25 protein-coding genes are annotated in these 26140 nt (G+C 33.5%); 21 read left to right on the plus strand and 4 right to left on the minus strand.

Annotated elements, in window-relative coordinates; translation table 11 throughout:
• Positions 1 to 134 precede the first annotated feature (134 nt).
• From CD036_RS12530 to CD036_RS12540, 3 genes are all read left to right on the plus strand, one after another.
• A complete protein-coding gene (locus CD036_RS12530) occupies positions 135 to 1517 on the plus strand; it encodes an EVE domain-containing protein (protein WP_103388809.1) in 1383 nt (460 codons plus the stop codon).
• A 197-nt stretch (positions 1518 to 1714) separates the two neighbouring features.
• On the plus strand, positions 1715 to 2098 hold the full coding sequence (locus CD036_RS12535) for a thiol-disulfide oxidoreductase DCC family protein (RefSeq protein WP_002510364.1): 384 nt from the start codon (positions 1715 to 1717) through the stop codon (positions 2096 to 2098).
• Between the two features lie 170 nt (positions 2099 to 2268).
• Positions 2269 to 2715: a Dps family protein gene (locus CD036_RS12540; RefSeq protein ID WP_002510365.1), complete on the plus strand. Its 447-nt coding sequence runs from the start codon at positions 2269 to 2271 to the stop codon at positions 2713 to 2715.
• 93 nt (positions 2716 to 2808) lie between these two features.
• On the opposite strand, the gene deoD is transcribed toward CD036_RS12540, so the two are convergent.
• The gene (gene deoD / locus CD036_RS12545) at positions 2809 to 3519 is read right to left on the minus strand and encodes a purine-nucleoside phosphorylase (RefSeq protein ID WP_002510366.1); all 711 of its coding nucleotides are present in this window, start codon (positions 3517 to 3519) and stop codon (positions 2809 to 2811) included.
• Positions 3520 to 3761: 242 nt separating this feature from the next.
• On the opposite strand from deoD, the gene deoC reads away from it, so the two are divergent.
• From deoC to deoB, 3 genes are all read left to right on the plus strand, one after another.
• Entirely contained in the window at positions 3762 to 4424 is a 663-nt protein-coding gene (gene deoC / locus CD036_RS12550; protein ID WP_103388810.1) for a deoxyribose-phosphate aldolase, read from the plus strand.
• 78 nt (positions 4425 to 4502) lie between these two features.
• On the plus strand, positions 4503 to 5804 hold the full coding sequence (locus tag CD036_RS12555) for a pyrimidine-nucleoside phosphorylase (protein WP_103388811.1): 1302 nt from the start codon (positions 4503 to 4505) through the stop codon (positions 5802 to 5804).
• Between the two features lie 11 nt (positions 5805 to 5815).
• Positions 5816 to 7003: a phosphopentomutase gene (gene deoB / locus CD036_RS12560; RefSeq protein WP_002510370.1), complete on the plus strand. Its 1188-nt coding sequence runs from the start codon at positions 5816 to 5818 to the stop codon at positions 7001 to 7003.
• Between the two features lie 143 nt (positions 7004 to 7146).
• Here the strand turns inward: deoB and CD036_RS12565 are convergent, their stop codons facing one another.
• Positions 7147 to 7611 (minus strand): S-ribosylhomocysteine lyase, encoded by a 465-nt coding sequence (locus CD036_RS12565; protein ID WP_002510371.1) that lies wholly within the window; start codon positions 7609 to 7611, stop codon positions 7147 to 7149.
• 225 nt (positions 7612 to 7836) lie between these two features.
• On the opposite strand from CD036_RS12565, the gene CD036_RS12570 reads away from it, so the two are divergent.
• The 3 genes from CD036_RS12570 to CD036_RS12580 all read left to right on the plus strand — a co-directional run bounded on the left by CD036_RS12570 (position 7837) and on the right by CD036_RS12580 (position 10979).
• Entirely contained in the window at positions 7837 to 9021 is a 1185-nt protein-coding gene (locus CD036_RS12570) for a M20 family metallopeptidase (RefSeq protein ID WP_103388812.1), read from the plus strand.
• Complete coding sequence (gene ldmS / locus CD036_RS12575; RefSeq protein ID WP_021459006.1) at positions 9018 to 10211, plus strand: L-aspartate--L-methionine ligase LdmS; 1194 nt, start codon at positions 9018 to 9020, stop codon at positions 10209 to 10211. Before CD036_RS12570 ends, ldmS begins: the two co-directional genes overlap by 4 nt.
• 102 nt (positions 10212 to 10313) lie before the next feature.
• Positions 10314 to 10979, plus strand: coding sequence for a DUF2750 domain-containing protein (locus CD036_RS12580; RefSeq protein ID WP_021459005.1), 666 nt, complete (start codon positions 10314 to 10316; stop codon positions 10977 to 10979).
• Positions 10980 to 11041: 62 nt separating this feature from the next.
• Here the strand turns inward: CD036_RS12580 and coaW are convergent, their stop codons facing one another.
• Positions 11042 to 11839, minus strand: coding sequence for a type II pantothenate kinase (coaW, locus tag CD036_RS12585; RefSeq protein ID WP_021459004.1), 798 nt, complete (start codon positions 11837 to 11839; stop codon positions 11042 to 11044).
• Between the two features lie 435 nt (positions 11840 to 12274).
• On the opposite strand from coaW, the gene CD036_RS12590 reads away from it, so the two are divergent.
• From CD036_RS12590 to pyrG, 3 genes are all read left to right on the plus strand, one after another.
• On the plus strand, positions 12275 to 13135 hold the full coding sequence (locus CD036_RS12590; protein ID WP_002510337.1) for a GNAT family N-acetyltransferase: 861 nt from the start codon (positions 12275 to 12277) through the stop codon (positions 13133 to 13135).
• 108 nt (positions 13136 to 13243) lie between these two features.
• Entirely contained in the window at positions 13244 to 13768 is a 525-nt protein-coding gene (rpoE, locus tag CD036_RS12595; protein WP_002510336.1) for a DNA-directed RNA polymerase subunit delta, read from the plus strand.
• A 320-nt stretch (positions 13769 to 14088) separates the two neighbouring features.
• Positions 14089 to 15696 carry a CTP synthase gene (pyrG, locus tag CD036_RS12600; RefSeq protein ID WP_002510335.1) on the plus strand — a complete coding sequence of 536 codons (1608 nt, stop codon included), beginning with the start codon at positions 14089 to 14091 and terminating at the stop codon, positions 15694 to 15696.
• Positions 15697 to 16111: 415 nt separating this feature from the next.
• Here pyrG and CD036_RS12605 read toward each other — a convergent pair whose 3' ends face one another.
• On the minus strand, positions 16112 to 16645 hold the full coding sequence (locus CD036_RS12605) for a DUF2529 family protein (RefSeq protein ID WP_021459002.1): 534 nt from the start codon (positions 16643 to 16645) through the stop codon (positions 16112 to 16114).
• 210 nt (positions 16646 to 16855) lie between these two features.
• Here CD036_RS12605 and fdaB point away from each other — a divergent pair, with 210 nt between their 5' ends.
• From fdaB to prmC, 9 genes are all read left to right on the plus strand, one after another.
• Complete coding sequence (gene fdaB, locus CD036_RS12610; protein WP_002510333.1) at positions 16856 to 17716, plus strand: class IIb fructose-bisphosphate aldolase FdaB; 861 nt, start codon at positions 16856 to 16858, stop codon at positions 17714 to 17716.
• A 306-nt stretch (positions 17717 to 18022) separates the two neighbouring features.
• Positions 18023 to 19282 carry a UDP-N-acetylglucosamine 1-carboxyvinyltransferase gene (gene murA, locus CD036_RS12615; protein WP_103388813.1) on the plus strand — a complete coding sequence of 420 codons (1260 nt, stop codon included), beginning with the start codon at positions 18023 to 18025 and terminating at the stop codon, positions 19280 to 19282.
• Positions 19283 to 19354: 72 nt separating this feature from the next.
• Positions 19355 to 19681 (plus strand): winged helix-turn-helix transcriptional regulator, encoded by a 327-nt coding sequence (locus tag CD036_RS12620; RefSeq protein WP_002510331.1) that lies wholly within the window; start codon positions 19355 to 19357, stop codon positions 19679 to 19681.
• A gap of 255 nt (positions 19682 to 19936) precedes the next feature.
• Positions 19937 to 21370 carry an aldehyde dehydrogenase family protein gene (locus tag CD036_RS12625; protein ID WP_002510330.1) on the plus strand — a complete coding sequence of 478 codons (1434 nt, stop codon included), beginning with the start codon at positions 19937 to 19939 and terminating at the stop codon, positions 21368 to 21370.
• Positions 21371 to 21637: 267 nt separating this feature from the next.
• Positions 21638 to 22954, plus strand: a complete 1317-nt coding sequence (gene rho, locus CD036_RS12630; protein WP_002510329.1) for a transcription termination factor Rho — start codon at positions 21638 to 21640, stop codon at positions 22952 to 22954.
• A gap of 166 nt (positions 22955 to 23120) precedes the next feature.
• Positions 23121 to 23378 (plus strand): type B 50S ribosomal protein L31, encoded by a 258-nt coding sequence (locus tag CD036_RS12635; protein ID WP_002510328.1) that lies wholly within the window; start codon positions 23121 to 23123, stop codon positions 23376 to 23378.
• A gap of 189 nt (positions 23379 to 23567) precedes the next feature.
• Positions 23568 to 24167 carry a thymidine kinase gene (locus CD036_RS12640; protein WP_002510327.1) on the plus strand — a complete coding sequence of 200 codons (600 nt, stop codon included), beginning with the start codon at positions 23568 to 23570 and terminating at the stop codon, positions 24165 to 24167.
• The gene (gene prfA, locus CD036_RS12645) at positions 24167 to 25246 is read left to right on the plus strand and encodes a peptide chain release factor 1 (protein ID WP_002510326.1); all 1080 of its coding nucleotides are present in this window, start codon (positions 24167 to 24169) and stop codon (positions 25244 to 25246) included. Before CD036_RS12640 ends, prfA begins: the two co-directional genes overlap by 1 nt.
• Positions 25233 to 26069 carry a peptide chain release factor N(5)-glutamine methyltransferase gene (gene prmC / locus CD036_RS12650; RefSeq protein WP_021459000.1) on the plus strand — a complete coding sequence of 279 codons (837 nt, stop codon included), beginning with the start codon at positions 25233 to 25235 and terminating at the stop codon, positions 26067 to 26069. Before prfA ends, prmC begins: the two co-directional genes overlap by 14 nt.
• The last annotated feature ends 71 nt before the right edge of the window (positions 26070 to 26140 follow it).

Below are 26140 nucleotides of genomic sequence, written 5' to 3' on the forward strand. Positions count from 1 at the left end.
AAGTATAGCAAAGAGACTACAAGTTAAATAATACAATTAAGTATTCCTGAAAAGCAGGTTACATTTGTTTTCAGGAATAATGTATGAATATAATTGACAGATAGAATTTCACAAAAAAGATGGGAGTATCGTAAATGACAGAGGAAACAAGTTATTTTTGGTTAAATTGCGGTTATAATCGCTGGAATCATAATGAACCATTAGTAGGTCAAACTACATTATTCGAATCCGGTGCTCAATTTAATCCATCACAAGGATTTCGTGCCTTTAAACAAGCTAAAGTAGGCGACCAAGTAATCTTTTATCAAGTACAAATGAATACAGGGCTATTAGGCTATGGCGAAATTACGAGTGTGCAAACAGGTGCACAAAATAAAATCCGAGTGCATTTTGAATTAAAGGCACAATTGAATCCTTTAACTGCAGATTACTTAAAACGTAGTGAATTGTTAGAGTTCAGAATGAGTAATATGAAAGAAACCTTATTTAACCAAATAACAGAAGAAGAATTTAATTTAATTGTAAGTTTAGGTACTGGCGCGGTGAAAGTGCCACGTTATTTCTTTATTTCTGAAGAAGATACGTTTGAACCTAATCAAACTTACACTTTGTTTACGCATACTTACAATGGTATTAAACGTAATGGCTATCACTTTTATACTCAATTAGAGCAAGGGGATAAGCTTGTTTTTTATAATAAAAAAATGGATCAATCTGTGGTAGGTATTGGAGAAGTCACACAACATATACACGAAAAATCGCCAATTGCAGGTAGGACAAATAGTACTGCAATTGAAGTACTATATGAACATCACATCACACCATTGACATTATCTACACTAAATAAACATCCAAAATTAAAAAACTTATATTTTCTACAAGAAAATGCGAAACAAGCCATAGCGAGTTTATCTCAAACACAATATGAAGCAATTAAAGAATTAAGTGAAAATAATGGCGTGAAACCACAATTTGAATCGGTACATAAAGACTCAAATATGCCAGTACAAGATGATGACGTTAAGCCTTTTATCTTATTAGTAGTTGAACCTGGTGACGAGGGTCTGAAAGCAGCTGAAAACCTATTGCATAAAACGAATGCCAATCCAGTGATAACTTCAGGTCATCCAGATTTTACTGAAGATATGTTATATGGTAAATATTTACCTAATGAATCAGGAGCAATGTACTTTAGAGAAGGGTTTATTACTGATTTAATGCCACGTACTGATAGAAGTTACCTTGTAATCGACAATTTTAATCGTATTAATCCTGATGTTTTTCAGACATTTATAAATGTTTTAGAAGGTTATGAAGTGACCATGCCTCGTTATAATAAACATGGGAATATGATTAAATGGTCACGTCAAAAAGATTCTTTTTATCATTTTAATCCTAACTGGCATATAGTTGGTATAACTTATGAAAGTTTAAATGAAATCAAACAACGTTATTCTGAACAGTTTTTAAAATATACTAGAATTGTTAAAGTAAATCAGGATAACCAAAATCTATAAATCAAACTGGGACAGCATAATGTCCCAGTTTTTTTGTTATAAGATATCGTGTTGTAATTTATACAATAAAGGCTATTAATTTAAAAAACGATGTTGCTTAGCACATTGTTTACTTGAATTTTAATTATTGTACCATGATTGAAAAAGTATGAAAAAAGGTATAATAAAAGTATCATGTTCGAAAGAGGTGTGTTTAAATGCCTATAGTTTATTATGATGGCGGTTGTGTTTATTGTTATAATTTTGCAATATGGCTCATTCAAAATGGCTTATCACGGCGTTATCAATTTGCCAAACTAAAAAGTACAGCAGGTGACCAATTAAGACAAACTTTTCCAGAAGCAAACCGCTTTGATAGTGTAATATTACAAAATGGCGAACAACTACAATTTAAATCGGAAGCAATAGCTACGTTAATTTTTTCATTAACGAAATTTAAATGGTTAGGGGCTTTGTTAAAAGTTACGCCTAATTTTATTAGTAATATTGGTTATAATTTTTTTGCAGAGAATAGAAATAATATGTGGAAAACGCATTGGCATCAGCCTAATGCCTATGAACAATCGTTCTTTATTGACTAAAGTATAAATTTGTCAGTCGTAAAAGTAGGAAATGTAGAAACTCCACGTAATCATTAGTAAATTAGAATAATTCTAAATTATTATCGGAAAACAGTTTACAGATTATAATAATTATTATATAATAATAAATGTAATCAAGAGAATAACGACATAAGAAGGAGAGAATTTAAATGACTAATAATGAAAATGTAATTAATGTATTAAATAAACAAGTTGCAAACTGGACAGTAGCTTTTACTAAGTTACACAATTTCCATTGGTATGTTAAAGGACCAAACTTTTTCTCACTACACACTAAATTTGAGGAATTATATGACGAAGCTAGTCAATATGTAGATGATTTAGCAGAACGTATTTTAGCTGTCGGAGGAAATCCAGTGGGTACGTTGAAAGAAAGTCTAGAGATGTCAATTATCGACGAAGCAGGTAAAGGCTATACTGCAGAACAAATGGTTTCTGAGTTATCTAAAGATTTTACAAATGTATCTAAACAATTAGAAGAAGCGATTGAAGTAGCATCTGATGCTGAAGACGATGTGACAGAAGATATGTTTATCGGTATGCAAACAAATATCGAAAAACATAATTGGATGTTAAAATCTTATCTTGGACAATAATAAAATTGATTAATAAAAAGCTGGGACATCAAAATATGATGTCCCAGCTTTTTTTTAATTTTAAAATTCTATAAATAAAGTCTGTATTTTAAATTAGTCAGCGATTTCTAATGCTACTTCCATCATTTGCGTGAATGAATTTTGTCTTTCTTCAGGTGTAGTTGCTTCATTACGTAAAATATGATCACTTACAGTAAATATACCTAAAGCTTTTTTATTGGCATGTGTTGCATTAAGATAAAGTGCCGCAGATTCCATTTCAATTCCTAAAATTCCCATACGTTGCCATCTAGCATTAAACGTTTCGTCAGCGTTGTAGAATGTATCAGAAGAAAGAATATTACCAACGTGTGTCACCGCGCCTAAGTTATCTGCTTGAGCTTTAGCTTTTGCAACTAAATCAAAATCAGCAAGTGGTGCAAAATGACCTGGTAAATTGTATTGATCTACATAATCTGAGTTAGTAGAAGCGCCTTGAGCAATAATAATGTCATAAAGGTTAACATTGTCCTGTAATGCACCACATGAACCAATACGAATAATTGTATCAACATCAAAGAAATTATAAAGTTCATAAGAGTAAATCCCAATGCTTGGAATTCCCATACCTGAACCCATAACAGAAACTTCTTTTCCTTTATATGTTCCTGTATAGCCAAACATATTTCTTACTTCATTAAACTGTTCTACATTTTCTAAAAAGTTTTCAGCGATATATTTTGCACGAAGTGGGTCGCCTGGCATAAGTACTGTTTTAGCAATTTTCTTTCCATTTGGTTGAATATGAGCTGTCCCTTGTGTCATTTTTATCTTCTCCTTTTAATTCATTAGTTATTTAAAGATAACATATGTTTATTAATTTTGCTTTTTTTTGTAAAATAATAGATGAGCTAATCATTTCATATGAAGCGAGATATTAAAAGTGTACATAAAAAGTTGTATAAAGGGAAGTGCAATAACGAGTAGGAAAAGTATTATGGCGTTATTACTTTTAGTTTTTACTTTGACCATGTACATTTTAATAAACACATTAGGAGGACTAAATTATGAATTATGCAAAATTTATCGATCACACATTATTAAAACCGGACTCTACGAGAGCACAAGTTGATACTATTTTAGATGAGGCTAAACAATACGGATTTAAATCTGTATGTATTAATCCAACTCATGTAAAATACGCTGCTGAGCAATTAGTAAATACTGAAGTGTTAGTATGTACTGTTATTGGATTCCCATTAGGTGCATCAACTACAGAAACAAAAGTTTTTGAAACAGAAAATGCTATTGCACATGGTGCATCTGAAATTGATATGGTAATTAATATTGGGGCATTGAAAGATCAACGCTTTGAAGAAGTTCAAAAAGATATCGAAGGTGTTGTAGGCGCAGCTAATGGTAAAACTGTAAAAGTAATTATTGAAACATGTTTATTAACTGACGAAGAAAAAGTTAAAGCTTGTGAATTAAGTAAAGCAGCGGGTGCTGACTTTGTGAAAACATCAACTGGATTTGCCGGCGGTGGAGCAACAGTTGAAGATGTACAATTGATGAAACAAACGGTTGGAGATGCATTAGAAGTAAAAGCTTCTGGTGGCGTACGTAATTTAGAAGATTTTAATAATATGTTAGAAGCAGGAGCTACACGTATTGGAGCAAGTGCAGGCGTACAAATTATTCAAGGTTTAGAAAGCGACTCAGATTATTAAGTAAAATAGCAAAAATTAGGGATTTGTGTTTTGGAGAAACTATGTAATTGTACATAGTCATAAAGGGAGGCTACACAAATGAGAATGGTAGATGTAATTGAGAAAAAAAGAGATGGCAAAGTATTAACAATAGAAGAAATACAATTTTTTATTGATGGGTATACAAAGGGAGATATTCCTGATTATCAAGCGTCTAGTTTAGCGATGGCTGTTTATTTTCAAGATATGAATGATGATGAACGTGCGGCACTTACTATGGCCATGGTTAATTCTGGAGATGTTATCGACTTATCAAATATTGAGGGAATTAAAGTCGATAAACATTCTACAGGGGGCGTCGGCGATACTACAACATTGGTTTTAGCTCCATTAGTAGCATCTGTTGGTGTTCCTGTTGCGAAAATGAGTGGTAGAGGACTTGGACATACTGGAGGTACAATTGACAAATTAGAATCAGTAGAGGGCTTTCATGTGGAAATTACTGAGGACAAATTTACTAAACTAGTCAACGAATCAAAAGTAGCTGTCATTGGACAAAGTGGAAATTTAACACCTGCAGATAAAAAATTATACGGTCTACGTGATGTAACAGGCACAGTAAACTCAATTCCATTAATCGCATCTTCTATAATGAGCAAGAAAATTGCTGCAGGTGCAGATGCAATTGTACTAGATGTAAAAACTGGTAATGGCGCGTTTATGAAAACTATAGAAGAAGCAGAAGCATTAGCACATGCTATGGTGCGTATCGGTAATAATGTAGGGCGTAAAACGATGGCAATTATTTCTGATATGGGCCAACCACTAGGAAATGCGATCGGAAATGCACTTGAAGTTAAAGAAGCAATCGAAACATTACAAGGCAAAGGACCAAAAGATTTAACAGAACTCGTTCTAACTTTAGGTTCACAAATGGTAGTTTTAGGTGGTAAAGCAAAAGATTTAGAAGAAGCTCGTGCTTTGTTAAAAGAAGCGATTAACAATGGTTCAGCTTTGGAAAGATTCAAGCAATTTTTAGAAAATCAAGATGGTGATAGCTCAGTAGTATACGATGTTAACCGTTTACCACAAGCAACTTATCAAATTGAGTTGCCAGCTGAAACTGACGGTGTGGTTACTGAAATTATTGCTAATGAAATAGGCGTGGCCTCAATGTTACTTGGTGCAGGTAGACAAACGAAAGAAGATTCCATTGATTTAAGCGTAGGTATCGTCTTAAATAAAAAAGTTGGAGATAGAGTTGCTCAAGGTGAGTCTTTATTAACAATTCACGCCAATAGAGAACAAGTTGATGATGTAATAGAAAAGTCACGTGCTAGTATTTCAATTAGCGACAACGGTTCGGCACCAACATTAGTACACAAAGTTATTACAGAATAGGAGTGGAAATTATGACTACACCATTTAAACGTATTCATTTAATAGTTATGGATTCTGTAGGAATAGGTGAAGGTCCAGATGCAAAAGCTTTTAATGACGAAGGAAGTCATACATTAAAGCACACATTAGAAGGGTTTTCACAAGATTTACCTAATTTGCAAAAATTAGGCTTAGGGAATATTGATGCTTTACCTGTAATCGATAAAGTGGAACAACCACAAGCATTTTTTACTAAGTTGAGTGAAGCATCAGTTGGTAAAGATACGATGACAGGTCATTGGGAAATTATGGGCCTAAATATTATGCAACCATTTAAAGTATATCCGGACGGCTTTCCTGATGAGCTTGTGCAAGAAATTGAAGCACTAACTGGACGAAAAGTTGTAGCAAATCGTCCTGCCTCTGGAACTCAAATTATTGATGAGTGGGGAGAGCATCAAATGCAAACAGGCGATTTGATCGTATATACCTCCGCAGACCCAGTGTTACAAATTGCGGCACATGAAGATATTATTCCTTTAGAAGAACTCTATGATATTTGTGAGAAAGTACGAGAATTAACTAAGGACCCTAAATATTTGATTGGGCGAATTATTGCTCGACCTTATGTAGGTGAACCAGGACAATTTACACGTACTGCTAATAGACATGATTACGCGTTGAAGCCATTTGGTCGTACAGTGATGAATGAACTAAAAGATGCTGACTATGACGTAATTGCGTTAGGCAAAATAAATGATATTTATGACGGTGAAGGTGTAACAAAAGCTGTTAGAACAAAAAGTAATATGGATGGCATGGACAAATTGATTGACACAGCTAAAGAAGATTTTAGTGGTATTAGCTTTTTAAACTTAGTTGATTTTGATGCGCTATATGGTCACAGACGTGATAAACCAGGCTATGCACAAGCAATCAAAGATTTTGATGAGCGTTTACCAGAATTAATTGATGTTTTACAAGAGGATGATTTGGTCATAATTACAGCAGACCACGGTAATGACCCGACTGCTGATGGTACTGATCATACTCGAGAATATATACCAGTGCTAATGTTTAGCCCTAAAATCAATAAATACTATGAATTGAGACAAGATGATACGTTCAGTTCGATAGGTGCTACAATTGCTGATAATTTTGATGTACAACTACCAAAATATGGCAGCAGTTATTTAGCAGAAATGGGCATTGAAAAATAATCGTATAGTAGGAAACAGCCGATCTCGCCATATATGAGTTAGGCTGGTACTATGAGCTACAATAGCTAGATTAGTTCAATTCTTATACTATTTAAAAATATAAAAAAGCGTAAGCCATAATGTTTATGGCTTACGCTTTTTTGTTAATTACTATAAATATTATGCCATTGATGACGTTCATTTAAGAAGGTTTGTGCAATTGTTTTGGCACCTTCAAGTGAATGACTTGCAGCCCAACCACATTGAACTTCGTTACACGCAGGAACCTCGGTAGCACTTAACACATCATTTAAAGTTTTTTCAACAATATTTAACACATCTTCATAGTTATCATGATTAATAAATGAAGCATAAAATCCGGTTTGACAACCCATTGGACTGACATCTACAACTTTGTCAGAATGATTGCGGATATTTTCTGCCATTAAATGCTCTAATGAATGTAATCCTGGCATGTCCATATGTTCTTTGTTTGGTTGCTTGAAGCGAATATCGTATTTATGGATAACATCACCGTTTTGGCCTTCCATTTTCCCGGCTAAACGGATATACGGTGCCACAACTTTAGTGTGGTCTAAATTAAAGCTTTCTACGTTCATTTTTGGCATTAAAAAACCCTCCTAAATTTATACATATAATTTATTGTAACAAGCACGCATGGCAATTACAATTTTCAGTAAATAGTTAGAAAATTAATGACAAAAATAGTTAAACCCGATAGAATGAGTAATAATTAGACTAGATTTTCATTATGCAAAATAATTGCGAGCAATTTTAACTATGGAAAAATTATTAAATAGAATTATTACTTAAGAAAGCAGGGTAGAGATAGTATGGAATATAAACAAACAATATTAGACTATATAGAAAACAATAAGCGGCATTATATTGAAATGAGTCATCAAATACATCAACGCCCGGAGCTAGGTAACGAGGAAATATTCGCGTCACGTACATTAATTGAGCACTTAAAAAAAGAAGGTTTTGATATTGAAACGGATCTTGCAGGTCATGCTACTGGATTCATCGCTAGATATGAATCTACTAAACCGGGACCTACAATAGGTTTTCTTGCAGAATATGATGCTTTGCCAGGATTAGGACACGCATGTGGTCATAATATTATTGGCACAGCTAGTACATTAGCAGGTGTTGCGTTATCTAAAGTAATAGATCAAATTGGTGGAACGGTAATTGTTTTAGGGTGTCCAGCTGAAGAAGGTGGTGTCAATGGTAGTGCTAAAGCTTCGTATGTGAAAGAAGGTATCATTGATGAGTTAGATGTGGCACTCATGGTGCACCCCGGAAACGAAACCTATAAGACGATTAATACATTAGCTGTAGATGTTTTAGATATTAAATTTTATGGTAAAAGTACACATGCTTCAGAAAATGCAGATGAAGCGCGTAACGCTTTAGATGCAATGATTTCATATTTTAACGGTGTAGCACAACTTAGACAACATATTAAAAAAAGTGAACGTGTACATGGGGTAATTTTAGATGGGGGCAAAGCGGCCAATATTATTCCGGATTATACACATGCTAGATTTTATACACGTGCGACAATACGTAAAGCTTTAGATCAGTTAACAGAACGTGTTGGACAAATAGCCAAAGGCGCGGCACTTCAAACTGGTTGTGATTATGAGTTTGGCCCTATTCAAAATGGTGTTAATGAATTTATAAAAACCCCAAAATTAGATGATTTATTTGCCAAGTATGCTATTGAAATGGAAGAAGAAGTTATCGATGATGATTTTGGTTATGGTTCGACTGATACTGGCAATGTTAGCCATATAGTACCGACGATACACCCTCATATTAAAATAGGTTCTAGAAACTTAGTTGGACATACACATCGTTTTCGTGAAGCAGCAGCTAGCACTCATGGAGACCAAGCTTTGTTGCGTGGTAGTAAAATTATCGCTTTAATGGGATTAGATTTAATTATAAATGAGCAATTATTCGAAGAAATTGTAGAACAATTTCAATATGTAAAGGGGCATACGAAATGACAAATAGAAGTTCGCTACAGACTAAGTTAATGCTTAGCGATCTTTATGCGAGTAATACAGTATATACATCTAGACCTTCATATATATCCAATCCATGGTTAGATCCAGAAGAACATCAATCTAATTTTTTAACGGGAAGAGAATTGATTATTGCTGATAACATGCCAGTAATTGTTCACAAGGCAAGTGTAACAGATAAGTTAGAACAACTTTTTGCAGAAATTGGGAAATCGTTACCTCAAAATGTTTATACATTTAGTGATAAATCATCGTATGAAATGTTATTAAAAAACTTAGTGAAGGAACAACAAAAAACTATTTACTTTCAGTATATTCATGATCCATCATTATTATCTAAAGAAGCTTATGCCTTAGATAAAGATATTTTTGTTGCATTAAATAATAAAGCTAAAATTCCAAAGTGGACAAATGATAAATATTTACCACAACGTGAAGTGGTTGCATTTGAAGCATTTGAGGAACGTGTTCAAGCATGGCAATTCCCTTTTGTTATAAAACCAGGTGATGATTTACCGACAGCAGGTGGTTATGGAGTCATGATTTGCTATAACGATACCGACTTAAGCAAAGCTATACAACGAATACGAGATGCAAAGTCAGCTACTAAGCAACTTATTATTGAACAAAAAATAGAAGCAGTAGCTAACTACTGTGTCCAATTTGCTTATTCACACAACACTGGAGTGCAATACATTGGAGCAGCTGAACAAATTACAAATGATTATGGCTTTTATCATGGTAATCAAAATGTCAACAATGTACCATCACATGTAATTAAAGCTGGTGAGGAAATTATGAAGAATGGTGTAGCACAAGGTTTTTTTGGTATAGCAGGATTTGATTTACTTGTTGATAAATTTGGAGACGTATACGCTATTGATTTAAATTTTAGACAAAATGGTTCAACTAGTATGTTACTATTAGAACCATCATTAAATAAAGGTTATCATAAATTTTATAGTTATGTTGCAAGTAAAGATAATGCGAAGTTTTACCAGACAATTTTAAAATATGTAAAACAAGGTGTATTATTCCCGTTGTCATATTACGATGGTGATTGGTTTGAACATGAAGCGGTTAATTCACGATTCGGATGTATATGGCATGCTTCCAGTAAAGAAGAGGTAGAAAGCTTAGAATCCTTGTTTTTAAAGGAAGTATCAACTTAATTTATAGCGTGTATTGTTAGAGAAATTAAATTCGTACATTGACTATATTTGTTGTCTTAGATATATTTTAATTATAAACAAAAATGAAATGAGGTGTACGTAGTGTCATATAAAACGTATACATTTTATCAAGATATCTTGATAACTGAAGTGTTCTATGTTGCGACTAAAAATAAGAAAGCATTCAAGCATGAGGTATTAGGTAAAAATACAATTTGTATGTGGACGCAAAAAGATAAAGCAGAAACGTTTCTATCTAAAGAGGATATTGATTATGATGAAATTAAAGCTTTAGATATTGATAAATTTGTTACGTACGAATTGGATAACGTTTTTAAAGAAGGCGACGAAGTATTAATTAATCCTACAAGTACTAACGATGGAGAACTTGTAAATATTATTAATAGTACTAATGAATTAATGAGTGATCTAGACAATATTAGATTAAAAGAATTTAATAATGCAGTGGTTGCTACAGATGAGGTGTACGGTTTAACATCCAAAAATAAAAAGGAATTTATTTTAATTAGTGATGATGAACATGAAAAACCTAATATCATGCCTGTATGGAGTAGTCGTGAACGTGCAGAACGCGTGAGAGATGAAGATTTTGAAGAATGTGATATTATTGAAGTTGAAGGTGAAGTTTTTGCGGAATGGCTAGATGAGTTAAGAGACGATGACAAAGCTGTTGCCGTTGATTTAAAACCGGGCGTTATTGGAACGGTTGTGTCAGCACAAAAACTTATAGATAAAATAACATTTTAAATAAACTTTAACTTAAAAGACGAAATTTTGTTATGACAACAAAATTTCGTCTTTTTGAATTGTTATAAATTAAGTGTACCTAGCGCACCGGAAAAGGCACCGTTTTCAACATAAAAAGGTTTAAATCCTCTTAAAATGGTATAGTCCTCAACTACTTTTTGGAGTAAGTTATTATTATAAAATGATGAGCCAATAAAGACTACATTGTCAGTATTATGTTCCCTAGCTACAGTAATTGCCATAGTAGTTACAACTTCACCAACCACACCCATGACAGAAGCAAGTTTATCTGCATCAGTAAAGTTATCATTTAAATTATGAAGTACGTTACCGAAATTTGCAGCTGTTAAATCACCCGGTATAGGAGGCGTACTATCTTGATAAATATGCTTTACTTTTAAATCGATGATGTCACGATTTCCATTTTGTGCAGTGTTTGTTAATGTTTCATAATCTTGTATTTGAGTCAGTAAATAGCCCAAACCTTGAATCATGCCGCCACCTGCGCCAATGCCACCAACACGTTGCTGACTTTCACCATTATAATAGTGCAATGATGTACCTGTACCTACATTCGTAAAGATGTAGTCATCTAAAAAATGACCTTGTTCATTTAACAGAATTTTTAAACCTTGAGCAGCTGCATCAAATTCTACAAAAATACGCGATGAAGTTTTTAAACGATCTTTTATAGTTGCTGCATGTCCTCCGGTAAGGCTGATATCCGTACAGTCTATATTATTTAACCAGTGAATAACATCATCAATTTCAGAAGTTAATTTAGTTTTATAAGTTCTGTTGCCTTGTTCATCAATAACAATTTTTATCAACGTTCCCCCAGCATCAATGCCGATTTTCATTTATTGCTCACCTCAAAAAATTTACATTATACATTATATTATAATAAAATGAAGGAAAATAAAATATCAAAATCAAAGGTGCTTACAAAATATAGTAGTTAAGGTTATTTACGGTAAAATGTCTGCCGGACTGTAGAGTTTTATCAAAGTATGATTCGGGAAACGTTGGAGCATGCTGAAGTTATGTTAGTTTTCGATGAGGTAGAGGAACTAACTACTATTTAACAAAAATGAAGTACAAGTAATAAACTTTATGGTGCTGTAATAAACGTTTTGAAAGCAATGCGCGGACATATGAAAATACAGTAGGTCATTCATTTGGTTTTTGAATTACGTATATAACTGTTATTGAGCAAAAGATTAAGATATATGGATTATCTATTTGATATTTGTGGTATTTAAATATCATGAAATAAATTAAGCAGGGGATTATTTATGGTTATTAAAAAACAATTTAAAAATATTACAGTTCAACCATTTGAAGAACAATATAGAACAAAGCTTTATGATTTTGAATTAAGTGAAAGACAACAAATTTATTCGTCTTTACCTAAAACAGTGTTAGATGATGCGATAAAAGATGAGGACAGAATTGCGAATATCGTACTTAATGAACAAAATAAAGTCATAGGTTTTTTTGTCTTACATCAATACTATCAACATGAAGGGTACGATACCCCTAAAAAAGTGGTTTATGTTAGGTCATTGTCGATTAATGAAAAATATCAAGGCAATGGTTATGGAACAAAAATTATGATGTTTTTACCACAATATGTTCAATATTTGTTCCCTGAATTTAATCATCTCTATTTAGTAGTTGACGCAGAAAATAAAGGGGCATGGAATGTATATGAACGTGCAGGATTTATGCATACTGCTACTAAAGAAGAAGGACCAATAGGGAAAGAGCGACTCTACTATTTAGATTTAGATTCTAAATATGTTTCATCTTTAATGTTAAAATTGAATCAGGATGATGTAAAATATGGTATACACATGATTGATTTGTTGAAAGATGGACAAAAAGTTGGTTTTATAGGTGTAGAGCAACATGAAGAACGATTAAATATTACTTCAATTGAAGTAGACCAAGCACAACGTTCAAGTGGCATCGCTCAGAGTGCATTAAGACAATTGTCGACGTTTGTGAGAAAATATTTTGAAGGTGTAAATGTAATAACTATTACTCTATATGGTGAACGAAATGAACTGGATACATTATGCTTAAATAGTAATTTTGTTGAAGTAGAATCTGGCGATGATTTTAGTATTTTTGAAAAATATATCAATTACTAGTTTAGATTGCGAAATCAATACTTGTCATTTATAGTTGAGTTTTGTTACTATTAGTTGAGTAAAAAGAGAACTTTATAGATAAAGCCTGTGAAAGGAAGTTTATGAGCTATGAGAATACAAGATTATACTAAAGAAATGGTTGATGAGAAATCATTTATAGACATGGCCTATACGTTATTAAACGAAAAGGCAGATACAATGAATTTATATGATATTATTGATGAGTTTAAAGAATTAGGCCATTATGAAGATCAAGAAGTCGAAGATAGAATTGTACAATTCTATACAGATTTAAATACTGACGGTCGCTTTTTGAATGTTGGGGAAAATGTATGGGGCTTACGTGATTGGTATTCTGTTGATGACATCGAAGAGAAAATTGCACCAACGATTCAGAAGTTTGATATTTTAGATGATGAAGATGAAGAAGACAAAAACTTGAAATTATTAGGTGAGGATGAAACAGAAGAAGAAACTGTACCTACTGAAGATACAAGTGATGAATTAGCTGATCCTGAAGATGAAGAAGTAGACGAAGAAATAGATGAATCTGAAATTGTTATTGATGAAGATGATGAAGACCTAGACGATGAAGAAGAAGAACAAGACGAATTTGACGATGAAGAAGAATAAAAATTTATTCTGTCAGATTTAATTGACTTTTCCTGTGAAAATGATAAAATTTTATTCGGGCTCCTTTAAATAGGACGACGTGTATAAACTATACGCTCCCCCTTACAGTTATGTGAGAGGGAGCTTTTTTTATTTTGTTAAAACTTTAAAATCATTGAGATGTAAAATAATAGTAATAATGTTTATTGTAGTTCAAAAATGCAGTAAAATGGTTGATTATGACATTTCCTATTTCAATGTATCACCCCTTATACGTAGTAAATATTAGGATTATCAATTGCAATACTTTTAATATTGTTTGAATAATAGGAGGACATGAAATGACAAAATTTATTTTTGTAACTGGTGGCGTAGTTTCTTCATTAGGTAAAGGAATCACTGCAGCCTCATTAGGTAGATTACTAAAAGACAGAGGATTGAAAGTAACAATTCAAAAATTTGACCCATACTTAAACGTAGACCCAGGTACGATGAGTCCATATCAACATGGTGAAGTGTTTGTAACAGATGATGGTGCAGAGACTGATTTGGATTTAGGGCATTATGAACGTTTTATTGATATTAATTTGAACAAGTATTCAAATGTGACGGCAGGAAAAGTTTACTCTCACGTTTTGAAAAAAGAACGTAGAGGTGATTATCTTGGTGGGACTGTCCAAGTCATTCCTCACATTACTAATGAAATTAAAGAACGTTTATTATTAGCAGGAGAGAGTACGAATGCCGATGTTGTAATTACCGAAATAGGTGGGACAACTGGTGATATTGAATCATTACCATTCATTGAAGCAATCAGACAAATTCGTAGTGATCTAGGTAGAGAAAATGTAATGTATGTACATTGTACTTTATTACCATATATTAAAGCAGCTGGAGAAATGAAAACAAAACCAACACAACATAGTGTGAAAGAGCTGCGAGGACTAGGTATTCAACCTGATTTGATTGTAGTTCGTACTGAGTATGAGTTAACACAAGACTTAAAAGATAAAATTGCATTATTCTGTGATATTCAAAAAGAAAGTGTTATTGAATGTCGTGATGCTGATTCACTATATGAAATTCCGTTACAATTAAGTCAACAAGAGATGGATGATATTGTTATAAATCGTCTAGAATTGACACCAAAATATGATACTCAATTAGATGAGTGGCAGTTTTTATTAGACACTGTTAACAGTTTGGATGGGACAATAACAATTGGCTTAGTTGGTAAATATGTCAGCTTACAAGATGCTTATCTGTCAGTAGTAGAATCATTAAAACATGCGGGTTACCCGTTCAAAAAAGATATCAATGTGAAGTGGATTGATTCAAGCGAAGTTACAACTGACAATGTAGCAGATTACTTAGGAGAAGTTGATGGCATTTTAGTTCCAGGTGGCTTTGGTTTCAGAGCAAGTGAAGGTAAAATTGCAGCGATTCAATATGCGCGTGAAAACAACGTTCCTTACTTTGGTATCTGTCTAGGTATGCAATTAGCTACAGTTGAATTTGCGAGAAATGTCTTAGGTTTAGAAGGGGCTCATTCTGCTGAATTAGACCCAAATACGCCACATCCTATTATCGATTTATTACCAGAACAGAAAGATATAGAAGATCTAGGAGGTACATTGAGATTAGGTTTATATCCTTGTCATATTCAAGAAGGTACGCTTGCACATCAAATTTATAATGAGACAGATATTGAAGAAAGACATCGTCATCGTTATGAATTTAATAACGAATATAGAGCACAACTTGAAGAACATGGAATGGTATTTTCAGGTACAAGTCCAGATGGTAGATTAGTCGAAATGGTAGAAATACCAGAAAATGATTTCTTTGTGGCTTGTCAGTTCCACCCAGAATTTTTATCTCGTCCTAATCGTCCTCAACAAATCTTTAGAGCATTTATTGAAGCGTCATTAAAACATCAACAACAATAAACTTATAAGAAGAGGCTGGGACAATATTGATTCGTCCTAGTCTCTTTTCATATTGGCAGTAGCTGACTGTATTGAAAATGGGCTTCAAACCAAGCTTTTTCAATGCTAGTCATCCTTATATTTAAAAGTTTATGAAATTGACCGTGCATACTTGCCTGGGGTATGGTTCGAGCCTGTAGTCTCTTACACATACTGAACACCCATGCGTGCTCGACTGAGGATATAAATAGGGGTAAAACAAGAACTTGGTTTTGTATTAAAGACATTTAAAAATAAAGAAAACGTCAATTTCTATATCTGCTTAATAGAAATTGGCGTTTACTTTTTATTATAGCTATTTATGTCTCGGACTTTTCTTAAATTTGATTTGGAAACCCCTAAATGTAATAAATCAGTGCAGCCATAAAGCGATTTATTAATCGTTGATGTTGAGTTCTAAATCTCTCGTCATTTCAATCATTTGCGTATAAATCTCATAATAAATGTAGTTAAAAGCCATTGGATGAGGTGTGATGATTTTATCATAATCTTCAGTATAGACGATTGGTCGTGGTGTCTGTAAATTAACAAAATGGAATAAATGATCCGGAAAATCCTCAGTTTTCGGTTTGTTACAAATTAGAACAAAATCAATATCTAAGTTGATAAGTGTATGCACATCTTGCGCTACTTCATCTGTATAAAAAGGAGCGAATAAGAAGACTCTATCGGTTGAATCAAGCGCTTCTGTCATAGTGATCGAGGATAATAAGTCGCTAGATTTTAGTTTTTCATTACTGTTAGTTATAAAGAATTCATAAAATTTTAAATCATCATAACCCTTAACATAGACTGTGCCTTCGCCGCCAATTGCTTGTATCAAACATTGTGCAGCCATTTGGATATCTAATGATTGGTCTTCTAAACGATTAAATATACCAGTAATTTGTGTATTTAATATTTTAGACATGTAATTCTCCTCCGTTCTGATTTCCATTTCATTGTAATTAATTCATGTTTGGAATGCAATAAATGGTAAATTTAAGGAATAATTATAGTAAAATTAACAATTTTTTAAATAAAAACGCTTACAATTCATTGGAAGAATGCATAAGTTAATAAACTCTGCTATAATTAGATTGTAAAAATACGTGCTTAATGCACTCAAGGAGGAACTTTCATGCCTTTAGTTTCAATGAAAGAAATGTTAATTGACGCAAAAGAAAATGGTTATGCAGTTGGTCAATACAACTTAAATAACTTAGAATTTACTCAAGCTATTTTACAAGCTTCTCAAGAAGAAAATGCACCAGTAATCTTAGGAGTATCTGAGGGTGCTGCTCGATATATGGGTGGTTTCTACACAGTAGTTAAAATGGTAGAAGGTTTACTACATGACTTCGAAATTACAATCCCTGTAGCTATTCACTTAGACCACGGTTCAAGTTTCGAAAAATGTAAAGAAGCGATTGATGCTGGTTTCACATCTGTAATGATTGATGCTTCTCATGCACCATTCGAAGAAAACATAGAAATTACTTCTAAAGTTGTTGAATACGCACATGCTAATGGCGTTTCAGTTGAAGCTGAATTAGGTACAGTAGGTGGACAAGAAGATGACGTTGTAGCTGAAGGCGTGATTTACGCTGATCCTAAAGAGTGTCAAGAACTAGTTGAAAGAACTGGTATCGATACTTTAGCTCCAGCTTTAGGTTCTGTACATGGACCATATAAAGGTGAACCTAAATTAGGATTTAAAGAAATGGAAGAAATTGGTGCATCTACAGGTCTACCATTAGTATTACACGGTGGTACTGGTATTCCTACAAAAGACATCCAAAAAGCTATTCCATACGGTACGGCTAAAATTAATGTAAATACAGAAAACCAAATTGCTTCTGCAAAAGCGGTTCGCGAAGTATTAAACAAAGATCAAGAAGTTTATGATCCACGTAAATATTTAGGACCAGCTCGTGAAGCGATTAAAGAAACTGTAAAAGGAAAAATTAAAGAGTTCGGTACTTCTAACCAAGCTAAATAATTAGTATATTTTCTTTCGAACAACTATTATACAGATGTATAATAGTTGTTTTTTTATGTTATAATATAATCGCATTAGTGATATATTTATTTGTTTTTAGTAAAACATATTAAATTAATAAAAAATGTAATAATTAAATGATTGAAACTGAAGATGTGCGGGAATTGTAACTAATATGAAATATACTGTCATCGAATTGTTAAGGTTTTTAATTGATGGTTTTTGCATTGGACATCAAATTAATTTATAATGCACATATTGTGTAAAATTAGAATTTCTCATTCATAGGCAAAGGAGAACATGCGAATGGCTCAAGAAGTGATAAAAATTAGAGGTGGTCAAACACTAAGTGGAACGGTAAATAATCATGGCGCGAAAAATAGTGCAGTGGCAATTATCCCAGCTGCAATTCTTGCAGAGGATACAGTGACTATTAGTGGTTTACCAGAAATTTCAGATGTTAATACGTTAGTAAGTTTGTTAGGCGATTTAAATATAAATACTACATTAGAAGGCTCAACTTTAAATGTTGATCCAAAATCAATAGAGAATGCTCCTTTACCCAACAATAAGGTAGAATCATTACGAGCGTCTTATTATATGATGGGCGCAATGTTGGGTCGTTTTAATAAATGTGTTATTGGATTACCAGGTGGATGCCCATTAGGACCAAGACCGATTGATCAACATATAAAAGGCTTTAAAGCTCTAGGTGCAGAAATTGATGAATCAAGTGACACATCTATGAAACTCGTTGCAGACAAATTAGTAGGAGCAAATATCTTTTTAGATATTGTAAGTGTTGGAGCAACTATTAATATTATGTTGGCTGCTGTTCGAGCAGAAGGGCAAACAATTATCGAAAATGCTGCAAAAGAACCTGAAGTCGTGGACGTAGCTGCATTTTTATCGAGTCTAGGTGCGGATATTAAAGGTGCTGGTACAAGTACAATTAAAATTAATGGTGTTTCAAAGTTACATGGTTCAAATCATCAAGTGATACCAGATCGTATTGAAGCCGGTACATATATGTGTATTGCAGCAGCTTGCGGTGATGATATTAAATTAAATAATATTATTCCAACGCATATAGAACCTTTAGCTGTTAAAATGAAAGAATTAGGTGTAGATATCCAAGTGGATGACGATAGTGTGTCGATAAAACGAAATACACCTTATAAAAGTGTAGATATTAAAACTTTAGTTTACCCAGGGTTTGCAACTGATTTACAACAACCTATTACCCCGCTACTATTTTTAACTGAAGGTGTATCATTCGTCACAGAAACTATTTATCCTGCACGTTTCAGACACGTTGAAGAATTACAAAAAATGGGTGCTAATATTCATTCTGCAGATGGTACAGCTACTATTAAACCATCCCAATTAAAAGGTGCTGAAGTTTATGCAAGTGACTTGAGAGCGGGAGCATGCTTAATAGTTGCAGGATTATTAGCAGAAGGTGTAACTACAATATATAATGTGAAACATATTTATAGAGGTTATACGAATATAGTGAAAACACTTTCTGCATTAGGTGCAGATATTTGGACTGAAGAAATATAAAAAATGTGGTATAATAAATATACTTGATAGAGATCAAGAGTAAAAATCGAAAGCTGATTAGAGGTGAAAATGATGGAGGTATGTCCGTATCTTGAAGAAACTTTTAAAATTGTCGGAAGAAGTTGGAATGGACTTATCATAAATTATTTATCTAGATGTTCAGAACAATCAGCGCATTTTTCCGATATGAAGCGTGACTTAAAAACTATTACACCTAGAGCACTGAGTATAAAGTTGACTGATTTAAGCGAATGGGGATTAGTAGAAAAGAAAGTGATTTCTACAAGCCCGATGAACATCATATATGAATTAACAGATAAAGGTTATGCATTATCACAAGCTTTAGTGCCAATGGAAAAGTGGGCACAAGAATACATTGAACTAGAACAACAGAAATAAAATAATATGAACGAGGCTGGGACAATATTGATTCGTCCTAGTCTTTTTTTATGGGCAGTAGCTGACTGGATTGAAAATGCGCTTCAAACCAAGCTTTTTTCAATACTAGTCATCTTTGCCGGGGTGTTAATACTGATTTATGTATACACGAAATGACGATTGAGACTATAGCTTAGGTCAGAATGAGCATATTTGTTTAAATATCAGTCATGTTAGTTACAATGTGGGTAGAATGAATTAAGGAGTGAGCTTATAATGAGAAATTACACTAAACAATATATCAATGGTGAATGGATTGATAGTGCAAGCGGTGAAAATATTGAAGTGATTAATCCTGCTACCGAAGAAGTAATGGGTACTATTGCTAAAGGTAATAAAGCAGACGTAGATAAAGCAGTGCAAGCAGCGGAAAATGTATATGTTCAATTCAGAAATAGCTCAATCGAAGAACGTAGAAATTTATTAGATAAAATTGTAACAGAATATGAAAATAGAAAAGAAGATTTAGTAGCAGCTATTCGCGACGAATTAGGTGCTCCAACAAAAGTTGCTGAAAATGTACATTATCAAATGGGCTTAGATCATTTCGTAGCAGCTCGAGATGCACTTGATACGTTTGAGTTTGAAGAACGTCGAGGCAATAATTTAGTTGTTAAGGAAGCGATTGGTGTAGCAGGCCTTATTACACCATGGAACTTCCCGACAAACCAAACTTCATTAAAACTTGCTGCCGCATTTGCAGCAGGTAGTACAGTAGTACTAAAACCTTCAGAAGAAACGCCTTTTGCTGCTATAATTTTGGCAGAAATATTTGATAAAGTTGGCGTTCCTAAAGGCGTATTCAATTTAGTTAATGGTGATGGTTCAGGTGTAGGTAACCCATTAAGTGAGCATCCAAGTGTTAGAATGATGTCCTTTACTGGTTCTGGACCAACAGGAGCTAAAATTATGGAAAAAGCCGCTAAAGACTTTAAAAAAGTATCATTAGAATTAGGTGGTAAATCACCTTACATTATATTAGATGATGTAAATATTCAAGAAGCGGCACGTGCAGCGGTAATGAAAGTAGTTAATAATACAGGCCAAGTTTGTACGGCAGGTACTAGAACACTCGTGCCAGAAAGTATTAAAGCAGATTTTCTTACTGCAGTAAAAGAAGAGATGGCTAACATTAAAGTTGGTGATCCGACAGATAGTGAAACTCAAGTAGGTCCAATAATTAGTAAAAAACAATTTGATCAAGTTCAATCCTATATTGATAAAGGTATTGAAGAGGGTGCAGAGTTATTATATGGTGGTCCAGGAAAACCAGAAGGATTAGACAAAGGTTATTTTGCAAGACCAACAATATTTAACAATGTCGATAACCAAATGACAATTGCACAAGAAGAAATTTTTGGTCCAGTGATGTCTGTCATCACATACAATGACTTAGATGAAGCAATAGCTATTGCAAATGATACAAAATACGGTTTAGCTGGATATGTATATGGTGAAAACTTAGATAACTTGCGTAAAGTCGCACGTTCAGTTGAAGCAGGTACTATTGAAATAAATGAAGCAGGTCGTAAACCAGACTTACCATTTGGTGGTTATAAACAATCAGGTATTGGTCGCGAATGGGGAGACTTTGGTATTGAAGAATTCTTAGAAGTTAAATCTATTGCTGGCTATTATCAAGAGGGCTAAAATATCACTATAAAATAAAACTTTAATGATTAACTATGGCTTATATTGTTTATTGATTTGACTATATATGATCAAGTTTTAAGTTACTAGAGAGCGATGCTAAGGAATCAAATATGCACTTTGATTTCTTACTCGCTCTTTTTTTGCATATTTTTAATTACTGAAATAGATTTTGTAATTAAAAAGAAAATTTGCTATAGTTATACAATGAATAGCGACAAAAATAGGCTATTTAAATAAACTTTTTTATGAAATGGGTGCAAGATAATGCCTGAAAAAGCACGTACATCTCCACAGTACGAATCATTCCACGAACTATATAAGAATTACACTACTAAAGAACTCACTCAAAAAGCAAAAACATTAAAGCTTACCAACTATAGTAAATTAAATAAAAAAGAACTTGTGTTAGCTATTATGGAAGCACAAATGGAAAAAGATGGAAATTACTATATGGAAGGTATCCTTGATGATATTCAACAAGATGGTTATGGCTTCTTGAGAACTGTTAACTATTCAAAAGGCGAAAAAGATGTATATATTTCAGCCAGTCAAATTCGACGTTTTGAAATTAAACGTGGAGACAAGGTTACTGGAAAAGTAAGAAAACCAAAAGACAATGAAAAATATTATGGTTTGTTACAAGTTGACTTTGTTAATGATGAAAACGCTGAAGAAGTTAAAAAAAGACCTCATTTCCAAGCTCTCACACCACTTTATCCAGAGGAACGTATTTTATTAGAAACTACTAAAAATCGTTATTCAACTAGAGTAATGGATTTAATAACTCCAATTGGTTTAGGCCAACGTGGACTTATTGTTGCGCCACCAAAAGCCGGTAAAACTTCACTATTAAAAGAAATAGCCAATGCTATAGCAACGAATAAACCTGATGCAGAATTGTTTATTTTGTTAGTTGGAGAACGTCCGGAAGAAGTTACTGATATTGAACGTTCTGTTGAGTCAGCAGAAGTTGTACATTCAACTTTTGATGAACCGCCTCAACACCATGTGAAAGTAGCAGAACTTCTATTAGAGCGTGCCAAACGTTTAGTTGAAATTGGTAAAGATGTCATTATTTTAATGGATTCCATTACACGTTTAGCACGTGCGTACAACTTAGTTATTCCACCTAGTGGCCGTACTTTGTCAGGTGGTTTAGATCCAGCTTCACTTCACAAACCGAAAGCTTTCTTTGGTGCAGCACGTAATATTGAAGCGGGTGGTAGTTTAACAATACTTGCTACCGCACTCGTTGATACAGGTTCTCGTATGGACGATATGATATACGAAGAGTTTAAAGGTACTGGTAATATGGAATTACATTTAGATCGTAAATTAGCTGAACGAAGAGTCTTCCCAGCAATTGACATTGGTCGTAGTTCTACAAGAAAAGAAGAATTGTTAATTTCACCAAAAGAATTAGAATCATTATGGCAATTGAGAAATATGTTTACTGATTCCCTTGATTTTACAGAACGTTTTATTCGTAAATTAAAACGCACTGATGATAACCATACCTTTTTCTTACAACTACAAAAAGCAGCAGAAGAAAGCACAAAGACAGGTAAACCTATCATTTAATTGTTTGATTAAGCACATGCTATATATGGTTATCGATACAACTTTTATGAAACTTTAGATAAAGGGTTGTGTTTTTCAATAATAGCAATTATAATTATTTAGTATTGGGTAAAAAACTCACAAATAACTCTGTTCCAGATGGTTCAGGGCAAAGGAGCTGAAAAAAATGAGACAAAATATTCATCCTGAATACCACAAAGTTATCTTTTTAGATACTACTACAGATTTTAAATTCTTAAGTGGTTCAACAAAAACATCATCAGAAACTATGGAATGGGAAGACGGTAACGAATATCCAGTTATTCGTTTAGATGTATCTTCTGATTCACATCCATTCTACACAGGACGTCAAAAATTCGCTGCTGCGGATGGACGTGTGGAACGTTTCAACAAGAAATTCGGTTACAAATCAAGCAACAGCTAATAGTAGTTGTTATAACGCATCCTCATATTTATATGAGGATGTTTTTTGTTTTATAATGATAATTATTAAAGTGTATGATTTGCTTTTTATTATAAATTTGATTAAAAACAGTTATCAATTTTTAAAGATTTCTGCACGCTAAATATGATATAATAAACCGATTATGTTTTGAAAAAGGTGGAGCTCATAATGTATGAAACTTATCATTCCGGGTGGATTGAATGTATTACTGGAAGTATGTTTAGTGGCAAGTCTGAAGAGTTGATTCGTCGACTGCGTAGAGGTGTTTATGCTAAACAAAAGGTTGTGGTATTTAAACCTGCAATTGATGACAGATACCATAAAGATAAAATTGTTTCTCATAATGGTAATGCCATAGAGGCAATTAACATTACTACAGCTTCTGAAATTTTAAGACACGACTTATCTGAAGTTGATGTTATTGGTATAGATGAAGTTCAGTTTTTCGAGGACGAAGTTGTGAATATTGCAGAACAACTTGCTGCAAGAGGCCATAGAGTAATCACAGCTGGATTAGATATGGATTTTAGAGGGAAACCGTTCAAGCCAATACCAGAATTATTGGCAGTGAGCGAAGTAGTAACCAAATTACAGGCCGTGTGCGCAGTGTGCGGCGCATCATCTAGCAGAACACAACGTTTGATTGATGGTAAACCTGCGAAGATAGATGATCCAATAATTTTAGTTGGCGCAAATGAAAGTTACGAACCTAGATGTCGAGCACATCACATTATCGCACCAAGTGATGAGAAAAAGGAGGAAATGTAGTGTTTGATCAATTAGATATTGTTGAAGAAAGATATGAACAGTTAAATGAGTTACTAAGTGATCCAGAAGTAGTAAATGATTCGAATAAATTAAGAGCCTATTCTAAAGAACAGGCGGATTTACAAAAAACTGTAGATGTTTATAGAGAATATAAGCAAGTCAATGAAGATCTTTCTGAGTTGGAACTAATGTTGCAAGATACAAAAGATAAAGATGAAATTGAGATGCTGAAAGAAGAATTGCACAATAATAAAGCACGTGTGCCTGAATTAGAAGAAGAGTTGAAATTCCTACTTATTCCTAAAGATCCGAATGATGATAAAAACGTTATCGTGGAAATTCGAGCAGCAGCTGGTGGAGATGAAGCAGCGATTTTTGCTGGTGATTTATTAAGAATGTATTCACGTTATAGTGAAACACTCGGTTATAAAACGGATATAGTAGAGATGAATGCTAGTGACCACGGTGGTTATAAAGAAGTTAGCTTTATGATTCAAGGGCAAGGTGCATATTCTAAATTAAAATATGAAAATGGTGCACACCGTGTTCAGCGTGTGCCTGAAACAGAATCAGGAGGACGTATACATACGTCTACAGCTACAGTAGCTGTATTACCTGAAGCAGAAGACGTTGAAATAGAAATACGTAATGAAGATATTAAAATTGACACATATCGTTCTAGTGGTGCAGGTGGTCAACACGTAAATACAACAGATTCAGCAGTAAGAATTACTCACTTACCTACAGGTACAGTAGTAACGTCGCAAGATGAAAAATCTCAAATTAAAAACCGTGAAAAAGCAATGAAAGTGTTAAAAGCGCGTGTTTATGACATGAAGGTACAAGAAGAACAAGCTAAATATGCTTCGGAAAGAAAATCAGCTGTTGGTACTGGTGATCGTTCTGAACGTATTAGAACGTATAACTATCCTCAAAATCGTGTGACGGATCATAGAATTGGTTTAACTATACAAAAGTTAGATCAAATTATGGAAGGTAAAATTGATGAAATTATTGATGCGTTAACACTTTCAGAACAAACTGAAAAATTGAAAGAACTTAACGATGGTGAACTTTAAGACATATATTGAGCATGCTAAGGCGCACTGTTCAACATTAGGCTACGAAACTTCAAGGGTAGATTGGTTAATAATGGATTTAATGAATTGGTCACGTTTAGACATGGTACTTCATTCTAGTGAGCAATTAACCGCAACAGACAAGGAAAAATTAGATAATGCTTTAAGTCGTTTATATCAAGGGGAACCGGTACAATATATTGTTGGTTTTCAAACATTTTATGGTGAACGATTTACTGTCAATGAAAATTGTCTGATTCCTAGGCCAGAAACAGAAGAGGTTATGTTGCATTTTTTAAACATGTTACATGCTGGTGATACCATTGTAGATATTGGTACGGGTAGTGGTAATATACCGATTATGTTAAAAAAGTTAATGCCTACCTTAAATGTTTATGCTACCGACATTGCATCTGAGACGTTAGAGATTGCTCGGCAAAATGCAAGACAACATGAAGTAGATATTCAGTTTTTGTTAGGTGATACATTAAATCCTTTAATTGAGCAAGGGATTAAGTTAAACGGTTTGATTTCAAATCCGCCCTATATTGAAAATAATGAAGCAACACTGATGAGTGATACGGTATTAGACTACGAACCACATCGCGCATTATTTGCTGAGGATAACGGTTTAGCTATCTACAAAGCAATATTACGAAATTTACCAGCAGTTTTATGTGAAGGTGCACCTGTTGTTTTTGAAATAGGACACAACCAAGGTGATAAATTATGTGAGATAATCAATGAACTGTATCCACATATTAAAGTAGCAGTTTTGAAAGATATTAATAACAATAATCGAATAGTTTCATTTAGATGGTAAGAAGTTATGTATTTTATGTGTATGTCACATAACTGCATAACTTTTTATTATATTTTAAAATATAATAAAAA

Source organism: Staphylococcus arlettae (assembly GCF_002902345.1).
Lineage (GTDB): Bacteria > Bacillota > Bacilli > Staphylococcales > Staphylococcaceae > Staphylococcus > Staphylococcus arlettae.